Source organism: Butyrivibrio proteoclasticus B316 (genome assembly GCF_000145035.1).
Taxonomy (GTDB): Bacteria; Bacillota; Clostridia; order Lachnospirales; family Lachnospiraceae; genus Butyrivibrio; species Butyrivibrio proteoclasticus.
In genome coordinates, this window is sequence record NC_014387.1 from 3,321,634 (window position 1) to 3,338,361 (window position 16,728).

General features: G+C 42.8%; 14 protein-coding genes and 1 riboswitch. Of the genes, 2 read left to right on the forward strand and 12 right to left on the reverse strand.

Going from position 1 to position 16,728, the window contains the following annotated elements; genetic code table 11:
- The first annotated feature begins 12 nt into the window (after positions 1–12).
- Positions 13–3,552 (forward strand): DNA polymerase III subunit alpha, encoded by a 3,540-nt coding sequence (locus BPR_RS14045; RefSeq protein ID WP_013282153.1) that lies wholly within the window; start codon positions 13–15, stop codon positions 3,550–3,552.
- 210 nt (positions 3,553–3,762) lie between these two features.
- Here the strand turns inward: BPR_RS14045 and metK are convergent, their stop codons facing one another.
- Positions 3,763–4,953: a methionine adenosyltransferase gene (gene metK / locus BPR_RS14050; protein WP_013282154.1), complete on the reverse strand. Its 1,191-nt coding sequence runs from the start codon at positions 4,951–4,953 to the stop codon at positions 3,763–3,765.
- A gap of 170 nt (positions 4,954–5,123) precedes the next feature.
- Positions 5,124–5,232: riboswitch (SAM riboswitch) on the reverse strand.
- Between the two features lie 290 nt (positions 5,233–5,522).
- Between metK and BPR_RS14055 the strand changes: the two genes are divergently transcribed.
- Positions 5,523–6,539, forward strand: a complete 1,017-nt coding sequence (locus BPR_RS14055; protein WP_042257153.1) for a hypothetical protein — start codon at positions 5,523–5,525, stop codon at positions 6,537–6,539.
- A gap of 71 nt (positions 6,540–6,610) precedes the next feature.
- Here BPR_RS14055 and BPR_RS14060 read toward each other — a convergent pair whose 3' ends face one another.
- The 11 genes from BPR_RS14060 to BPR_RS14105 form a co-directional block, all read right to left on the reverse strand.
- Complete coding sequence (locus BPR_RS14060; RefSeq protein ID WP_042257155.1) at positions 6,611–7,516, reverse strand: lysophospholipid acyltransferase family protein; 906 nt, start codon at positions 7,514–7,516, stop codon at positions 6,611–6,613.
- A 51-nt stretch (positions 7,517–7,567) separates the two neighbouring features.
- On the reverse strand, positions 7,568–7,690 hold the full coding sequence (locus BPR_RS21490) for a hypothetical protein (RefSeq protein ID WP_275450168.1): 123 nt from the start codon (positions 7,688–7,690) through the stop codon (positions 7,568–7,570).
- A gap of 99 nt (positions 7,691–7,789) precedes the next feature.
- On the reverse strand, positions 7,790–8,836 hold the full coding sequence (locus tag BPR_RS14065) for a phosphotransferase enzyme family protein (protein ID WP_013282157.1): 1,047 nt from the start codon (positions 8,834–8,836) through the stop codon (positions 7,790–7,792).
- 31 nt (positions 8,837–8,867) lie between these two features.
- On the reverse strand, positions 8,868–9,524 hold the full coding sequence (locus BPR_RS21550) for a CD3324 family protein (RefSeq protein WP_013282158.1): 657 nt from the start codon (positions 9,522–9,524) through the stop codon (positions 8,868–8,870).
- 4 nt (positions 9,525–9,528) lie between these two features.
- Positions 9,529–10,236, reverse strand: a complete 708-nt coding sequence (locus tag BPR_RS14075) for a hypothetical protein (RefSeq protein ID WP_013282159.1) — start codon at positions 10,234–10,236, stop codon at positions 9,529–9,531.
- 119 nt (positions 10,237–10,355) lie between these two features.
- Positions 10,356–10,586 (reverse strand): hypothetical protein, encoded by a 231-nt coding sequence (locus BPR_RS14080; RefSeq protein WP_052301832.1) that lies wholly within the window; start codon positions 10,584–10,586, stop codon positions 10,356–10,358.
- Complete coding sequence (locus tag BPR_RS14085) at positions 10,558–11,382, reverse strand: class I SAM-dependent methyltransferase (protein ID WP_013282161.1); 825 nt, start codon at positions 11,380–11,382, stop codon at positions 10,558–10,560. The genes BPR_RS14080 and BPR_RS14085 overlap by 29 nt, the downstream gene beginning before the upstream one ends.
- Positions 11,383–11,460: 78 nt before the next feature.
- Positions 11,461–11,946: an NUDIX hydrolase gene (locus BPR_RS14090; RefSeq protein WP_042257157.1), complete on the reverse strand. Its 486-nt coding sequence runs from the start codon at positions 11,944–11,946 to the stop codon at positions 11,461–11,463.
- A gap of 41 nt (positions 11,947–11,987) precedes the next feature.
- Positions 11,988–12,800 carry a hypothetical protein gene (locus BPR_RS14095; protein WP_013282163.1) on the reverse strand — a complete coding sequence of 271 codons (813 nt, stop codon included), beginning with the start codon at positions 12,798–12,800 and terminating at the stop codon, positions 11,988–11,990.
- 703 nt (positions 12,801–13,503) lie between these two features.
- Positions 13,504–15,054 carry a glutamine-hydrolyzing GMP synthase gene (gene guaA / locus BPR_RS14100; protein ID WP_013282164.1) on the reverse strand — a complete coding sequence of 517 codons (1,551 nt, stop codon included), beginning with the start codon at positions 15,052–15,054 and terminating at the stop codon, positions 13,504–13,506.
- 203 nt (positions 15,055–15,257) lie between these two features.
- Entirely contained in the window at positions 15,258–16,607 is a 1,350-nt protein-coding gene (locus BPR_RS14105; protein ID WP_013282165.1) for a C40 family peptidase, read from the reverse strand.
- Between the last annotated feature and the right edge of the window lie 121 nt (positions 16,608–16,728).

Consider the following 16,728-nt stretch of genomic DNA (forward strand, 5'->3'; position numbering starts at 1 on the left):
GGGGTTAAAGATATGGCATTTACTCATTTGCACGTCCACACAGAATACTCTCTTCTGGACGGATCCAATAAGATAAAAGAATATGTTAAACGCCTTGGAGAACTTGGCATGACCGCCGGTGCTATCACGGACCATGGTGTCATGTATGGCGTTATTGATTTCTATAAAGCCTGTCGCGATGCGGGCATCAATCCTGTAATCGGGTGCGAGGTTTACGTTGCTCCCGGTTCCCGCTTTGAAAAAGAGACTGCGGTTTCAGATGACCGATATTATCACCTTGTCCTTCTTGCTGAGAACAATGTCGGCTACGCTAACCTTTCGCACATTGTCAGCCGCGGTTTTACTGAAGGCTACTACTACAAGCCCCGTGTAGATATGGAGCTTTTAGAGCAGTACCATGAAGGAATTATTGCGCTTTCTGCCTGTCTTGCCGGCGAGATTCCCAGGAACATTGTTAAGGGCACTCCTGACAAGGCCAAAGAGGCAGCAATCCGCCTTGATAATATTTTTGGCCACGGGAATTTCTTCTTGGAACTTCAGGATCACGGAATCCCTGAACAGAGGATGGTTAACGCTTCTCTCATGGCTCTTTCACAGGAGCTTGATATTCCGCTTGTTGCGACCAACGACTGCCACTACACTTATGCAGATGATGCAGAAGCTCACGACCTTCTTCTCTGTATTCAGACGGGTAAAAANGTTTCCGACGAGGACCGCATGCGCTACGAAGGCGGCCAGTACTACGTTAAGAGTGAAGAAGAGATGCGTTCTCTTTTCCCATATGCTCAGGAAGCGCTAGATAATACGCAGAAGATTGCCGACAGATGTCACGTTGAGATTGAGTTTGGCGTTACCAAATTGCCTCATTTCGAGGTTCCTGAAGGATACGATTCCTGGACTTATCTTAACAAGCTCTGTCTTGATGGTCTTCATGAGAGGTATCCGGATGACGATGGCACGCTCAAAGACAAACTTGATTACGAGCTCGGTGTCATCAAGCGCATGGGTTATGTAGATTACTTCCTCATTGTATGGGACTACATAAATTACTGCCGTGAAAACGGCATTGCTGTCGGCCCGGGACGTGGTTCTGCTGCCGGTAGTATTGTTTCCTATTGCATGCATATCACAAACATTGATCCTATCAAGTATGATCTTCTCTTTGAGAGGTTCCTTAATCCTGAGCGTGTTTCCATGCCTGATATCGACGTGGATTTCGAGTACGAGAGGCGTCAGGATGTTATAGATTATGTCACTGAGAAATATGGCGCTGACAAGGTTGTGCAGATCATCACTTTCGGTACACTTGCTGCCAAGGGAGTTATCCGCGATGTTGCAAGAGTTATGGACCTTCCTTACAGCTTTGGCGATACGATTTCCAAGATGATCCCTACAGAGCTCAACATCACTCTGGACAAGGCTCTTGAGATGAATCCCGAGCTTCGCAGCCAGTACGAGAGCGATGAAACAGTTCACAAGCTGATCGATATGTGCAAGAAACTGGAAGGACTTCCTCGTCACACCTCTATCCATGCGGCAGGTGTCGTTATCTGTTCAGCTCCGGCTGAGGATCTGGTGCCACTCTCCCGCTCTGCAGAAGGAAACGTCACAACTCAGTTCACCATGACCACCATCGAGGAGCTTGGCCTTCTCAAAATGGACTTTTTGGGCCTTCGCACCCTTACTGTTATCAAGGATGCAACTAATTTTGCCAACCGCTCTCTCGGCGCCAAGCCCGGAGATGCCAATTATATTAATATAGATGAAATAGACTACAATGACCCTGCTGTTCTTGCTTCTATCGGAAGTGGCCGCTGTGACGGTGTCTTCCAGCTTGAATCAGGTGGAATGCAGTCCTTCATGAAGGAGTTGCGCCCTCAGTCGCTTGAAGATATTATCGCGGGCATATCACTTTATCGCCCGGGCCCTATGGACTTTATTCCCAAATACATTGCGGGTAAGAATGACGCAGGGGCTATAACCTATCAGACGCCTGAACTGGAGCCTATCTTGAAGCCCACCTATGGCTGTATCGTTTATCAGGAGCAGGTAATGCAGATAGTTCAGCAGCTTGGTGGCTACACTCTTGGACGAGCTGACCTTGTAAGACGTGCCATGAGTAAAAAGAAACAACATGTCATGGAAGTAGAAAGAGCTAACTTCGTAAACGGCAATCCTGAGGAGAATGTTCCGGGATGTGCTTCGAAGGGGATTTCTCCAGAAATTGGTAATGCTATCTACGATTCCATGATGGATTTTGCCAAGTATGCCTTTAACAAATCCCACGCCGCCTGTTACGCAGTAGTTGCCCTTCAGACCGCATGGCTCAAGTACTATTATCCTGTCGAGTTCATGGCTGCGCTTATGACCTCTGTCATTGATAATCCGGGCAAGGTTTCGGGATATATCATGAGCTGCAGGAATATGAACATAGCTCTTTTGCCACCTGATATTAATGAAGGCTTCGATGGATTCTCTGTTACAGAGATTGATGCTGGGGATAATGATAAGCCTATTCCTGGCGCCGTTGTAACAACTGCTCCCGGCCGCAAGAAGGCAATCCGCTATGCCCTCACAGCTATCAAGGGCGTTGGAAGGCCGGTTATAGCTTCGATTGTGCAGGAGAGACAGCTCCATGGCAAATTCAAGAATCTCAACGACTTCCTGTCCAGAATGCAGGGGCGTGCCAATGATGTCAACAAGCGAGCTGTTGAGAACTTTATCAAAGCAGGAGCATTTGAATGTTTTGAGGGAACTCGCAAACAACATATGACTGTTTATGCTCACATTATGGATCAGCTCCACAACTCCAACCGCAATTCCATGGCAGGCCAGATGACACTGTTTGATTTTGCCGGGGAAGAGGAGAAAAAAATGTACGAGATTCCCCTTCCTGATGTTGGAGAATTTCCACGTGAGCTTCTTCTTGAGTTTGAGAAAGAGGTGCTTGGAATCTACGTTTCAGGCCATCCTCTTGAAGAATATATCGGAATATGGAAAAAGAAGATCACCAATACCACCACTGACTTTTATCTTGATGATGAAACAGGTGTCCCTGTAGTACGTGATAACGCGACTGTGACTATCGGTGGAATCATAAGTGACAAGAAGGTCAAATACACCAAGACGGACCAGATAATGGCCTTTCTGACTGTGGAAGATCTGGTCGGCTCTATTGAAGTTATCGTCTTCCCCAAGACCTACGAAGCCAACGCTCCGCGCCTTAATGAAGATGCAAAAGTGTTCATAGAAGGCCGTGTTTCTGTCGAGGATGACCGCGATGCCAAGCTGATAGCCAGTAAGATAATGCTATTTGATGAGGTGCAGAAGACTGTATGGCTGCGTTTCCCAAACAAAGAGGATTACGAGGCCAAGGCATTTTCTGTACAACAAGTGCTGTCGCAGAGTGACGGACGCGATGAAGTTGCGATATATTTAACCGACACCAAGCAGATCAAGAAGCTTGGCAAAGCCCATACCATCAAGGCCGACAAGGATACACTTGAAGCTCTTGCAGATATTCTTGGAAAAGAGAATGTACAGGTGACGTGAGAACATATATGAGCTGCACTGACAGTATGTAAAGAATAAAGTCTAAGATGTGAGTCATTCGCACGAGTACGTAAATTCATGAGTGTAAAAAGAAAAGGACCGATTCCTGATTACGGTTTACTTATTTAAACCGTAGGAATTGGTCCTTTGATTTTTATACCATGAATTAGTTCGAGCCAGAAGCGAACAGATTAGACTTTATTTGTTCTATTACTGCACTGCTGCCTTGAGCTCATCAACCTTGTTAGTCTGCTCCCAAGGAAGATTGAGGTCGTTACGTCCAAAGTGTCCATAAGCAGCTGTCTGCTTGTAGATAGGACGACGAAGGTCGAGCATCTTGATGATTCCGGCAGGACGAAGATCGAATACCTTACGAACTGCCTCTGTAAGCTTCTCATCAGAAACCTTACCTGTTCCGAATGTATCAACAAGAACTGATGTAGGCTGTGCAACACCGATAGCATAAGATATCTGGATTTCTGCTCTGTCTGCAAGGCCTGCTGCTACGATATTCTTAGCAACATATCTTGCTGCGTAAGCTGCTGAACGGTCAACCTTAGTGCAATCCTTACCTGAGAAAGCACCGCCGCCATGACGAGCTGCTCCGCCGTAAGTATCAACGATGATCTTACGTCCTGTAAGACCAGCATCACCCTGAGGTCCGCCGATTACAAAACGTCCTGTAGGATTGATATAGATCTTAGTGTTCTCATCTACGAGCGACTGATCAACTACTGCGTCGATAACATACTTTCTGATATCTGTGTGGATCTGCTCCTGAGTAACCTTCTCATCGTGCTGAGTTGAAATAACGATAGCTTCAAGTCTCTTAACCTTACCGTTCTCATCATACTCAACAGAAACCTGGCTCTTACCATCAGCTCTGAGGTAAGCAAGTGTGCCATCTTTTCTAACTTCTGTGAGTTTCTTGGTAAGCTTGTGAGCAAGGCTGATTGCGTATGGCATGTACTCTTCTGTCTCGTTAGTAGCATAACCGAACATCATACCCTGATCGCCGGCACCAATTGCCTCAAGCTGCTCATCTGTCATCTGGTTCTCTCTAGCTTCAAGAGCCTTATCAACACCCATAGCGATATCTGCTGACTGCTGATCAAGTGCTACAAGTACTGCACATGTGTTTCCATCAAAGCCCTTAGCTGAATCATCATAGCCGATCTCTTTGATTGTCTCACGAGCGATCTTAGCATAGTCAACGTTTGCCTTAGTTGTGATCTCACCTGTGATGAGAACAAAACCTGTACATGTTGCTGTCTCGCAGGCAACACGGCTCATAGGATCCTGTGCCATGCAGGCATCAAGGATTGCGTCAGAGATGTTATCGCAGATTTTATCTGGATGTCCTTCAGTAACTGATTCGGATGTGAAAATAAACTTATCCATTCTTTTTTCCTTTCTTTTTAGCTTTGCCTTAACTAGCAAAAAAATCCGCTTGTTGCGTGCACAAACAAGCGGAACTGATTAACGTTTCAGATCCTCTTATTGCTCGTAGAAATGACTTCTGTCTAAACCGGTATCTCATATGCTAAACGCATCGTGATACCAAATGTCATCTCATATTCCCATTCGGGAACTGCACGCTCAGGTTGGCACCTTCCTGATCACTCAAGGGGTTGCCGTGGTTTCATAGGTCCTATGTACCTCCACCACTCTGAATAAGAGAACATATAAATATAATATTGTATCCCGGAAACTACCTTGTATAACAAATTTCCGTTATCTGATATTAAACCATAAAACAAATAAAAGCAATAGGCAAAATGATAATATTTGTCTAAACAGCACTTTATACTTATTTTTCACATTTCAATAATGACCTGTTTATCTCTCATATCATTCTTTTTATATGATCACAAGTTATTGTGCATTTTTGCAATCTCATGTAATAATCTATGCTATTATGTATATGTATATTTCTTAACACAGCGGTCTGCAATATCGGGGTAAAAGAAATGAAGAATATCAATAAGAAAAATCTAATCTATTTTGTTCTTCTCGGAATCTTTATTGTTTCTTTCCTATTTATCAGTGTTCTTTATCTGGTCAGAAAGAATAACACCTCAATCATTATTCAGGGTGATCCCAGGGACATTGCCCTTGAAGGGTTTGAAGGAAATCTTGACTTTGTGGCTATTACCCTTAATGCTACAGACGGCTCAATAACTAACGAAGATGCTGTTTCTTTTGACATAAACGGTAAAACATATAGCGCACAGCCCCATGATCTTGTCATAGAGTTCAAGAGCGCTGAGGCAGACGATCTTACAGATGGTATCCCCGGGAGTATCACAAATCCTCAGATGCATTTTACGCCCATTGATTCTACGGTTAATTCCACATTTGCAGATTTTATAGAAATAAAAAAAGGTGATCGTTTAACCGAAAGTTTTACTGATGAATCCGGTTCCGATCACAAAACTGTTGTTGATAATATAGAAGTAACAATGAAAGATTTTACCTCTTTTGACTCATTGCATATTTGGAGTGATCTTCCATTAGAAGCTGACAGCAATACTGTCATCATATTTAAAGGAGAGACTATTAGCGATAATGGAGCTCAAATTGTTTTACATGATAACTGCATTTTTTCTTTTGAAAATATAACTGAGCTTAGTACCACACTCACCGACAACATCGAAGATTTCCACTTGAGCGGAACAATTAAAAAGCTCTCGGGAACTCTTGAAAATGATGGAGCTGAATTGTATAGCACGTCCGGTGCTTCTCAGAACAGTTTTTTCTGTGGAAATCAGTCACTCCTTGTTGCAGGCAAAGAACTAAAGTCCGAATACACTTATGATGCAGAATCCGCAGACCTTGTGGTAAGTGGAAAGCCCACTGCTGCCAGCCTTGAAGATATCGATGTCATGGAAGGTTTCCTTCAGTATCTGATCACTAACTTTGATGCGTTCTTTATGGCTCTTTTTGGTGCACTGCTGGCACTGGTAATTGACAAGACGGTATCGTGATCATTGAAAATATTATGTTCTTTGTTAAGATTCATAATTATTGAATAATACAATGGCTTGAATTTGCATTATCAAGTAGAATTTCTAAGCAGAAATGCATTCTCCTTTTTGGGCTGAAGTTTGTGCATGAAGGAATAAACCTCATCAGGCTCTGTGATACTTTTCGGCCGAAACATAGTACTTCTGACATCTTCTACCGTGTAAGTATAGTTTCCATTGTCAGCGAACATTTCCTCCAGAAATACATTCTCATAGTAGTCAGACGCAATATCTCCCCTCTTTGTTACAGGAAGTTGTTCAAGAATTTCCCACACCATGGAAGCCAATGCTTCACGAAGTAACACTGTTAATTCATGTTTCTGCTCAAGCGAATATTTCCTTACATCAATTATTTTCCCAATATTCACATAATAATTTCTACCATCACGTACAAGTGCGATAGGCACAATATCTGCCCCTGTGCTGATAGCTATTTCCGCCGTTCCTGTATATAAATGCATGACTAGTTGATTAGGGCTTATATTGTACGCTCCTTCAGGGAAAGCAATGACATTTTGCCCTTTTCTCATCAGCTCTTTTACTCTCTCTTTTGCAATAAAGCGGTCCTTCTTATGGTCTGAATCAAAGCATATTGCTCCGTTAAGATCAAGCATTGCTCCCGAAAAGCTTCTATACATCTCACGTGAATCAGCAACCATAAACCAGGCAGGTTTCTGCACAGCCTCGAAAACCATCTCTGCATCAACGCCTCCAATATGTGTAGGAGCAAAAATAGTTGGCCTGTCAGTTATACTGTGTCTGTCATTTATAATTATCAGCTTCTGCCTTTTTATGAGCCTCTGAACCTTGATAAGCATCACAATTATTCTATTGGCAACGCGGTGTCCCAATAGATGTCTGATGTTCATATTGCCGCTGTCGTATCTGTCATAGCGCTTTTGTCTGTAGGAATTCTCCAGGCTCTGAAGACTTCGCATAAGCAATACCCTCTTGATATATATTTTATCATAATTCAATATATACCTTTCTTAATCATCACTATTGTCATTTATAGTTTCAATGAGTCCAGTAACCAAATCTTGCAATTGGGCTGCATTTTTATTCGTTATTACAGGTTTTCCGGTTCTCTTTTCAACAATATCGTTTTCCATCCTTCGGCGATCTCATTTTCAGTTGGTGACAATTTGTCACCAACTGACTTCCCTCTTCTTTAAGCCTATTTTTCAGCGCTATGAACCAAGATAGAGCCCTTATAAGTCTACTCCTATGCCTGCGTATGGAATGGCTTCCACCAGGCACTTTACGTAATCTTCCACGTCCTCCGGATCCAGCTCCTCACCTTCCCTGGCGGCGCACTCAAACTCGTCCACAATGCCTTCGATCAGCACCATGTCGATAAAGAGCGGAAGCTTTTCCAACAGCTCCTCGGAAACCGTTGCCTCACTCCGGTAACCCTCTAAAATGGTCGCAAAATACTCTTCCTTCATGTAGGCCAGTCGCTTCTCTCCGTCCGGCATCCACTGACACCAGCCAACGCCATGCGTCCAAAGATGTGCAAGGTCAAACATATACCAGCAATAGATGCAATTGTCGAAATCAAAGGTCGTAATTGCGCCGTCACTGAAATCCACGTGATAATTCCCGTCGCTGAAATCAAAATGTACAAGGCCATAGCTCTCCGGATCCACGGGGAGCGTCCTGAACCTCTCCAGGCGATCCGCAATGGCCGCCTTCAGCTCCGCATAAGCATCAGGGATCACCTTATCGACATACTCCATGTTGTACTTGTCAAAATAATGTTGCCTTTGGTGTGTCGGCCGATATTGCTTCGAGAGCCTGTGAATCGCTCCGATGGTCTTTCCCATGTTGTAAAACAGCTCGGAAAGCGGTGCCCCATCTCTGTAATGATATCCGTTTTCGCTGAGAAGGATTCCTTTAGCATACGCAAACAAAGATACAAAGCATTCCGCATCACCTTCTGCTCCATCAGCAGCCTCGCTTAAACCGATCACCGAAGGTTTTACCTGCATGCGTTCCACGAGTTTTCCGCTCCTCGAAGGGATCACATCCGCGACGGATGCACCGTTTTTCGCAAGGTAATGCACGAATTCCGTCTCTGCCTCATATTCCTCCATCGTCCTGTCACCAAGCGCGGATATTCTTAATACGCATTTCTTTTCTTCCTTTTGTTTGCAGACATAGACGAGGTTTCTTCCGCCGTCATGTCCGCCCACTTGTTCAAACTCATAATTCTCTAAATCATAAATGGCTTTTGCCTTCTCTAAAACATTTGTCAATACGCATTCCTCCACGCTTTTTTCCAGGTAATTATGTTCCTCTCTGAAACTGCTTGCCGAAGTTGTTAAGATAGTAACTGTACTCCTTGCGGCTCACGAAAATAAAAGCCCAGTGAGCGTTCTTCTTTTCCTTTCTCAGCAAAGCAAGATATTCTTCTCCACAGAAACTTCTGAATCTGTGGCCCTCAAATAAAGCGATCAACGGTACATCTGTGTATCCATCCGATTTTTTATTTATGATCACATCTGCATCATCTTCTATAAGCCGAAGGGGTATCTTTACCAGTTCAGACAGGAAAAACTCCTCCCCGTCAGGTGTTTCCAGTCCTCCATTCTCCAGATATATCCTTACCCATTCTTCACCTACGCCTGCATCCGAATACTGCTTTGCAGAGTAAATGCTCGGGGAATACACGGGAAGCTTTATCTTCTTACCATATACGATCTTTTTGATTGATTCCGGAGACAGGTAGAAATCTTCAGCCAGTTCAACGATGCCGGCACCTGCAGCATATCTGCTGCAGATGAGGGCATTTCTCTTATTCAGTTTTTCACGATATCCGGATGCTTCTCCCCAGCCTTTAGTTTTTTCGCACTTGGGAATATAAATAGCTTTTCCTTCCGCATACTTTTGCACTTCTTTCAAAAGACTTGCGGGGAGAATATCCTTGGCATTTTCATATTTCATCTGTTCAGACCAGCCTGTTCATGCGTTCTTCCAGTTCATTTAAAGATGCGGTAATGGATTCGCAGGACTCAAGATCGTCTATGGATGCATGCCACATGAGTGTGTGCAGTCCCTTAAAATACGCCATGCACAGAAAACGTTCCTTATAGTTTTTTATATCTATATTTTTTCTTTTTGCATACTCATACAGTTTTTCCGGAACCAGGAGATAGGGCTTATTCAAGTCGAGGATTGCAAAATCCATAAGGAAGTCCATGATGCCGGCACGTCCCCAGTCTGCGCAGTATGTCTTTCCCGCATCATCCACGATCATGTTGACAAAGAAAGTGTTGTTATTTGCAAGAAATCTCTGCCCTTCGCAGAAGGGAGCATACTGCATGATCTTTGCATATATCTTATCGAAATAATCTTTCTTAAGAAACGTTGTCTCAAACATCTGAGTCCAGTTGTGCCAGTAGCCCTCCTGATCCTCATTAAAGGTCTCGCGGACAAACTCTTCGAAAGTGGCAAAGGGCGCCTTGTTGTCTTCGTCGAACTCACCGTAACCGGTCAGAGAAGAAATATCCGTATCAGCAATCCCAAAGATCATATCGAAAAAGTTCTCATATCCTTTTTCAAACTCTTCCACGGAAAGTTCATTAGCACATCTTCCCTTGGGGCTCATCTCAATTTTGTCCCCTGTCAGATTCTTTATAAATATATCTCTGTTCATTTTTATCATCCTTTCGTATCTACTTATTTCCTGTTACTTGTAGCGGCGCCTTACAAAAAGAATGATAACAGCCACCCCGGCAGCTTCATATAGAAAGAACGGTTATAACAAAACTTTACTCACCGCTTTATTGCAATCGCCGTAAACTCACCCGGGAGTTTTTCATTTTCCCATGAAGGATGTTCATCAAAACGCTCCAAAGTAAATCCGCTCCCGATGATAGAATTGATGATCTCGCTGATGGTGTACTTCCTGTAATGGCACTTCGGGATCTGCTTACGGATCTCCTCATCGTAAAATCTTGCGTGTGCCATCTCACCTTCAAAGATATCTGTTGAGAAATAACTCATGGTTGGCTGCTGCCGTTATTCCCCATTTCCGTAAATACCAGCTGTATCCATAGAATACAAGTTGCCTTTCTCCCCCAGCAAAAACTGGCGTCAAGGATTCCTTCATCCATTTTCTTATCTCATTAGCACTGGCATTTCCGCGCTCTATCTGAGCATTAACATTGGACTGGATCAGCATAAAATCCACGAACTTATCCAGGGTAAAAGAGTATTCCATATCATATTCCGTCTGCTTTTCCATTACAAAGCCACCAATCAGATCAGACTGAGTCCACTTGTTCTCTTTTCTAGGTGGCTTAGGAAATCTGCTCAGATACTCATCCCGGTACCATCTGGTATAATCATCATTTCCTACCATTCTGTCTGTAATCCCAAAATCATAAATTACGATAAGCCCGTTATCCTCCAGAACTTCAGCCATATTAGTCATGAACTTCTTTTCATCCACCCAGTTGATGCATCCTGCAGCTGTTACAATATCATATTTTTTATTTGGGATTCTTGTTTCTTCCGCTTTAGCAGTATAAAAAGAGTAAGAAGAATCTGTGCCATAAATCTCATCGCATACTTCAACCATTGATTCTGCTATATCTGTTCCTGTTACCTTGTCACATATGAGCCTTAGTGCCTTGGTTGAAAGTCCCGCTCCACAACCCACGTCAAGACCATTTTTGAACATATAATCATTAGGAAGACTGCAATCTTTTTTAATCTGCTCTATTACTGACTTATGAAGCCAGGGTCTCTTGGCATAGCCCTGTGCTATCCTTTTAGAGTCAAATGCCTTATTATCCATGAATAGCTTATGCTCTCCTCACCAGCATCTTATATTTTTAAAACCTCCGAATTCGAGGGGGTTAAAAGAGTACACTGATTACTTCAGTTCTACAATAAAATTCAGCATCCTCTGTGTCGCCAACTCACTTCGTGTCATTGAGAGTAATTCATCTGCCGTTACCCATTTAAATGCAGATGTTTCTCCTTCCTGCAATACCACGCTATTTTTATCAGCATCCGTTTCACATAAGTAATCCACATATATTGATCTATGAAGATGATGCAGAACACGTCCTACCTCAGTAAGTTTATCTGCTTTTATTCCTGTCTCTTCTGAAAGTTCTCTATGCGCACAAGTAAGTGGATCTTCCCCTTGGAGTGCAGATCCTCCAGCAGTAGCTTCCCACATCCCACCTAAGTGCTTTCTTGGATCTCTTTGCATAAGTAAATAAGTACCATCAGCGTGTCTTACGATGATTTCACACACAAGATGAAAAACTCCATCCGGAATCTCTTCACCACGAATCAATGTCATTCCATCGATTTTATTTAGTTTTGCATCATAAGCATCCCATTGTTCCATAAATATCCTCCTGGATAGCATTCCTCCAACGCTGAATTCAATTATATCAAATATTCCTTGATTTTCTTTTCTACATATTTCATATTTAGTGGTATTTTCACAGACTCCATAGAAATAATCATGTCCTTGCCAATACCTATCCCTGCTTGCTCATATATATGCAGCTTTAATAATGCATTTTTAGCATATTCGCCATCAGTTATTAGTCCTAAGTGTTCCCAATAGATTGTCTTTCTCGTTCTTACATTTAGCAAAGCAAAATCCGGATACACTGTTCTTCCGTCATTCAATATCACTTGCGGCTCATAACTATAAGGTATTTCGTACTTAGCAAATAAATCTGCGAGTATTTTCTCTGACTTCGAACGAACTTTTTCTCCGCGTAATGTCTGATACAGTCCTTCTTCCGGGAAAGGATTCATTCCGCCCCTATTCATTGAACGCCACTCACTAATATAGCTCTCATCTGTTGGTATCAAGGGCTTGACCAATGCCTTTCTTGCATCACTCAAATTATTATATACATCCTCGATTGAGCTAATATCATAAAGTTTCAAAAATCTTTCAATCCTATATTTCATAGTCAGAAGCTTATCAAGCACTACGTTATAATAGTCCCTCTGCACTATTCTTTTTACTTTATCAATATTGCTTTCTCTTATATACTCTAACTTTCCATCATCCTTTTCCAGATAATACTGATATCCATTCTTTCGTTTGGAAATTCTCACAGGTCTATCATCTTGTATTTTTATCGCATTTGCTGCCCTCTGTGTTTCACTGATCAGATTTTCCAGCTTAGCAACCTGTTCTTTTAATTGTATTGAATAGTCTTCTATTGCTTTTCCCTCCATTTATCCAAGTTCTGTTTCTAATTTTTCCTGTCTAACACTTCTTTACTTCCCCGCCAGCTTTATAAGTGTCTATTATGAGTCTCTTCAAGCCTGTCCAACACTCAATCAGGTAAACATTGCTTCTACAAGTGCTCAAAACTAGCTTTTTTACCACATTTAATACCAAGCAAGCACTCCTATATCAATCCTCTTAATCCACGAGTGTTGCACTGTCCAAAACTGACACTCCCTGTAAATAGTAGGCATCATCTGAGTGTTATGGTCCCAAAAGGTCTACACTCCTCTGTGCATTGAATCGTTATCCAAGTGTTATTGCTAAGCAACGAACACTCGTCGCGTTATTCATTGGATTTATTCGTGGTAAGACAACTATCACCACAAAAGATTGCTAAAGAAAAATTAGAAATCTAGAAAAATATAACTCAAACCATAGAAAAAATCAACAAATAACCCGCAAAGCTTTTGAACACCAGCATCACAAGCCTGCTGCATCACTCCTCTTCTAGAAATCGCTAAAAGGCAGCGATTTCTAGAAGCGTCTGTTGTCGCCAAATACTCTCCGTATCAATAAGCACACTGCTTCGCAGTTCTTACCCAAATAAAAAGACAGCAATTCTCATGCAAGCATGAGTTGCTGTCTTTATTATTTGGGCAGGTACTCCGTACCTGTGCTTATTGATACTTACGAGTGCCTGGCTCGTTATCACTCAAGTTCCACCGTTCCTGGTGGCTTACTTGTGAGATCATACATTACGCGGTTAACGCCCTTGACCTCATTGATTATGCGGCTCATAACGCGCTGCAATACTTCAAACGGAATCTCAGAAGCCTCAGCAGTCATAAAGTCAACAGTCTCAACTGCACGAAGCACAACTGCGTAGTCATAGGTACGCTCATCACCCATTACACCGACAGAACGCATATTGGAAAGGGCTGCAAAGTACTGATCAGGGAGCTTCTCAAGTCCGGCTGCAGCAAGCTCTGTACGATAGATATAATCTGCATCCTGAACAATTCTAACCTTCTCAGCTGTAACTTCGCCAATAATACGGATTCCAAGGCCAGGGCCAGGGAATGGCTGACGATAAACAAGGTACTCAGGAAGACCAAGCTCAAGTCCAGCCTTTCTGACTTCATCCTTGAATAAGAGTCTTAATGGCTCGATGATTTCCTTGAAATCAACATAATCAGGAAGTCCACCTACATTGTGGTGTGACTTGATAACAACGGATTCTCCGCCAAGTCCTGATTCTACTACGTCCGGATAAATAGTTCCCTGAGCAAGGAAGTCAACTTTTCCAATCTTCTTGGCTTCTTCCTCGAATACTCTGATGAACTCTTCGCCGATTATCTTACGCTTTCTCTCTGGCTCTTCTACACCCTTGAGCTTAGCATAGTATCTCTCAGCTGCATTAACACGGATGAAATTTATATCAAAATTACCATTTGGTCCAAATACGCTCTCGACCTCGTCACCCTCGTTCTTACGCAGAAGACCATGGTCTACGAATACGCATGTAAGCTGCTTACCAATAGCCTTGGCAAGAAGTGCTGCAAGTACAGAAGAATCTACTCCGCCTGATAAAGCGAGAAGTACCTTGCCATCTCCAACCTTTTCGCGGATCTCTGCAATTGTGTTCTCAACAAATGAATCCATTCTCCAGGTTCCGCCTGTCTGGCAGATTCCTCTAACAAAGTTGTGAAGTATTTCTTTACCTCTCACTGTGTGGAGAACTTCCGGATGGAACTGGATTGCATAAAGCTTTTTCTCTTCGCATGCTGCTGCCGCAACAGGACAATCTGCAGTGTGCGCAATAATCTCAAATCCTGGAGCGACCTTGCTGATATAGTCGAAATGGCTCATCCATACGACTGTCTCATCTTCTATTCCGGCAAAAAGAGCTTCCTTAGAGCCATCTATATAAGTATTAGTCTTACCGTACTCACGAACAGGAGCTTTCTCAACCTTTCCGCCAAGAACATGCATCATGAGCTGAGCTCCATAACAAAGTCCCAGTACAGGTATACCAAGTTCAAACAGTTCCCTGGTATAAGTTGGTGCACCATCTTCATAGCATGAATTAGGTCCGCCGGTAAGAATAATACCCTTGGGATTCATTGCCTTGATCTGGTCAAGTGGTGTTCGATAGGAATAAATCTCGCAATATACATTGCATTCTCTGACTCTGCGCGCAACCAGCTGGTTATACTGCCCGCCAAAGTCAATTACTATGACTTTTTCTTCTGCCGCCATTAGATATCTACCTTTCCTACATTATAGAAAACTACTAACAAATTCTAATTGCCCAGCTCAAAGATATCTAGACAATCTCTCACATAATACCATAACTCATATTAAACTGTCGCTAGCATAATATCACAATCTTATCAAGGCATACCAGAATTTATTTCACAATTATTGTGATAAGCAATTGCTATATCCATAATCCAATACCCTTAAATAAATCTCCTGACAGAAATAATTGATCTGTAAGTTGCAGGTGAATACTTGATTCCTGTCTTCTGTGTGCTGGCGTGAACAATCTGTCCGCCTCCGATATAGATTCCTACATGTCCGCCGTAGTAAATAACATCACCCGGCTGAGCATCTGAATAGGATACCTCTCTTCCATATGATCCCTGTGCCCAGGATGTTCTTGGAACAGATACTCCAAAGGCCTTATAAACTGACTGAACAAATCCGGAACAATCTGCACCATTCGTAAGACTTGTTCCTCCTGCCACATAAGGATTACCAACAAACTGGCAGGCATAACTGGCAACATTTGATCCGGACAAACTTCCGGGGGACGAATAACTCTTGGAACTGCCTGAACCACTTCCGGATGAACCTGATCCACCCGATATCTGTCCGCTATCTCCGGAAGCCACATCAGTGTTACCTGTACCATTTCCTTCAGCCTCTGCTTTGGCAGCATCTTCTGCAGCCTTAGCTTCCTGAGTGGCCTTCTTGGCTTCATCTACTTCTTTCTGTTTGGCTTCAATCTGTTTCTGAAGGCTTGCAATTCCCGACTGTTGACTCTTGATCTGTGCAGTATAAACAGCAGCGTCCTGCTTAGCCTTAGCTATCTTTACCTCATAATCAGCATAAGTAGCCTTGTACTGAGCAAGGAGTTCTTCCATATATTCCTGCTCCTGCTCAAGCTCATACTGAGAAGTCTCAAGTTCCGCCTTCTCACCTTCAAGCTGCTCTCCATAAGCCTGCGCAGCCTCTTTTGCAGCAACATATTCTGCAAGCTTGATCCTATCATATTCATACAGATTCTCAACAAAGTTCACTTTATTAAGAGCATCTGAATAACTTGTAGCTGTCAGTAGTATCTGTACATAGGACAAATTGCCCTTCTCATACATATACTTGACTCTCTGAACCATGGCGGCATAAAGAGTTTCCTCATGCTCCTTGGCTTCATCATATTCTTTCTGAGTCTTATCAATGAGTTCTTCCTTGTATGCAATGTCCTCTTTGATCATCTCTATATCTGCCATCAAACCAACAAGCTCTGTGTTAGTCTCATCTATTGCTTCCTGAGTATCTTCCTTGGCCTCTGAATAATCACCAATCTTGCTATTGGCACTATTTAGCTTGTTCTGGCTATCTTTGGACTGTTTCTCCAGATCCTTTTTTTGCTTCTCCAGGGCTTTCTCTTCCTGCTCAAGCTTCTTCTGATCCTGCTCGAGTTCCTCACTGGTTTTGGCATATACTGCCACCGGCTCCGCAATGGAAAAAGACATAACAAGAGCCAGAGCTATTATCTTAAAAAGAATTTTGTTCCTTTTTTTCATACCTGTCCCCCTTGTCCTCGTTATGTTCTCGGCAGCCCCGCCAAAAAATCATATAAATACATGCAACAATACCCGTCGCCGATGCTACCCTAAATATATATTATGACATCATAATATGAGA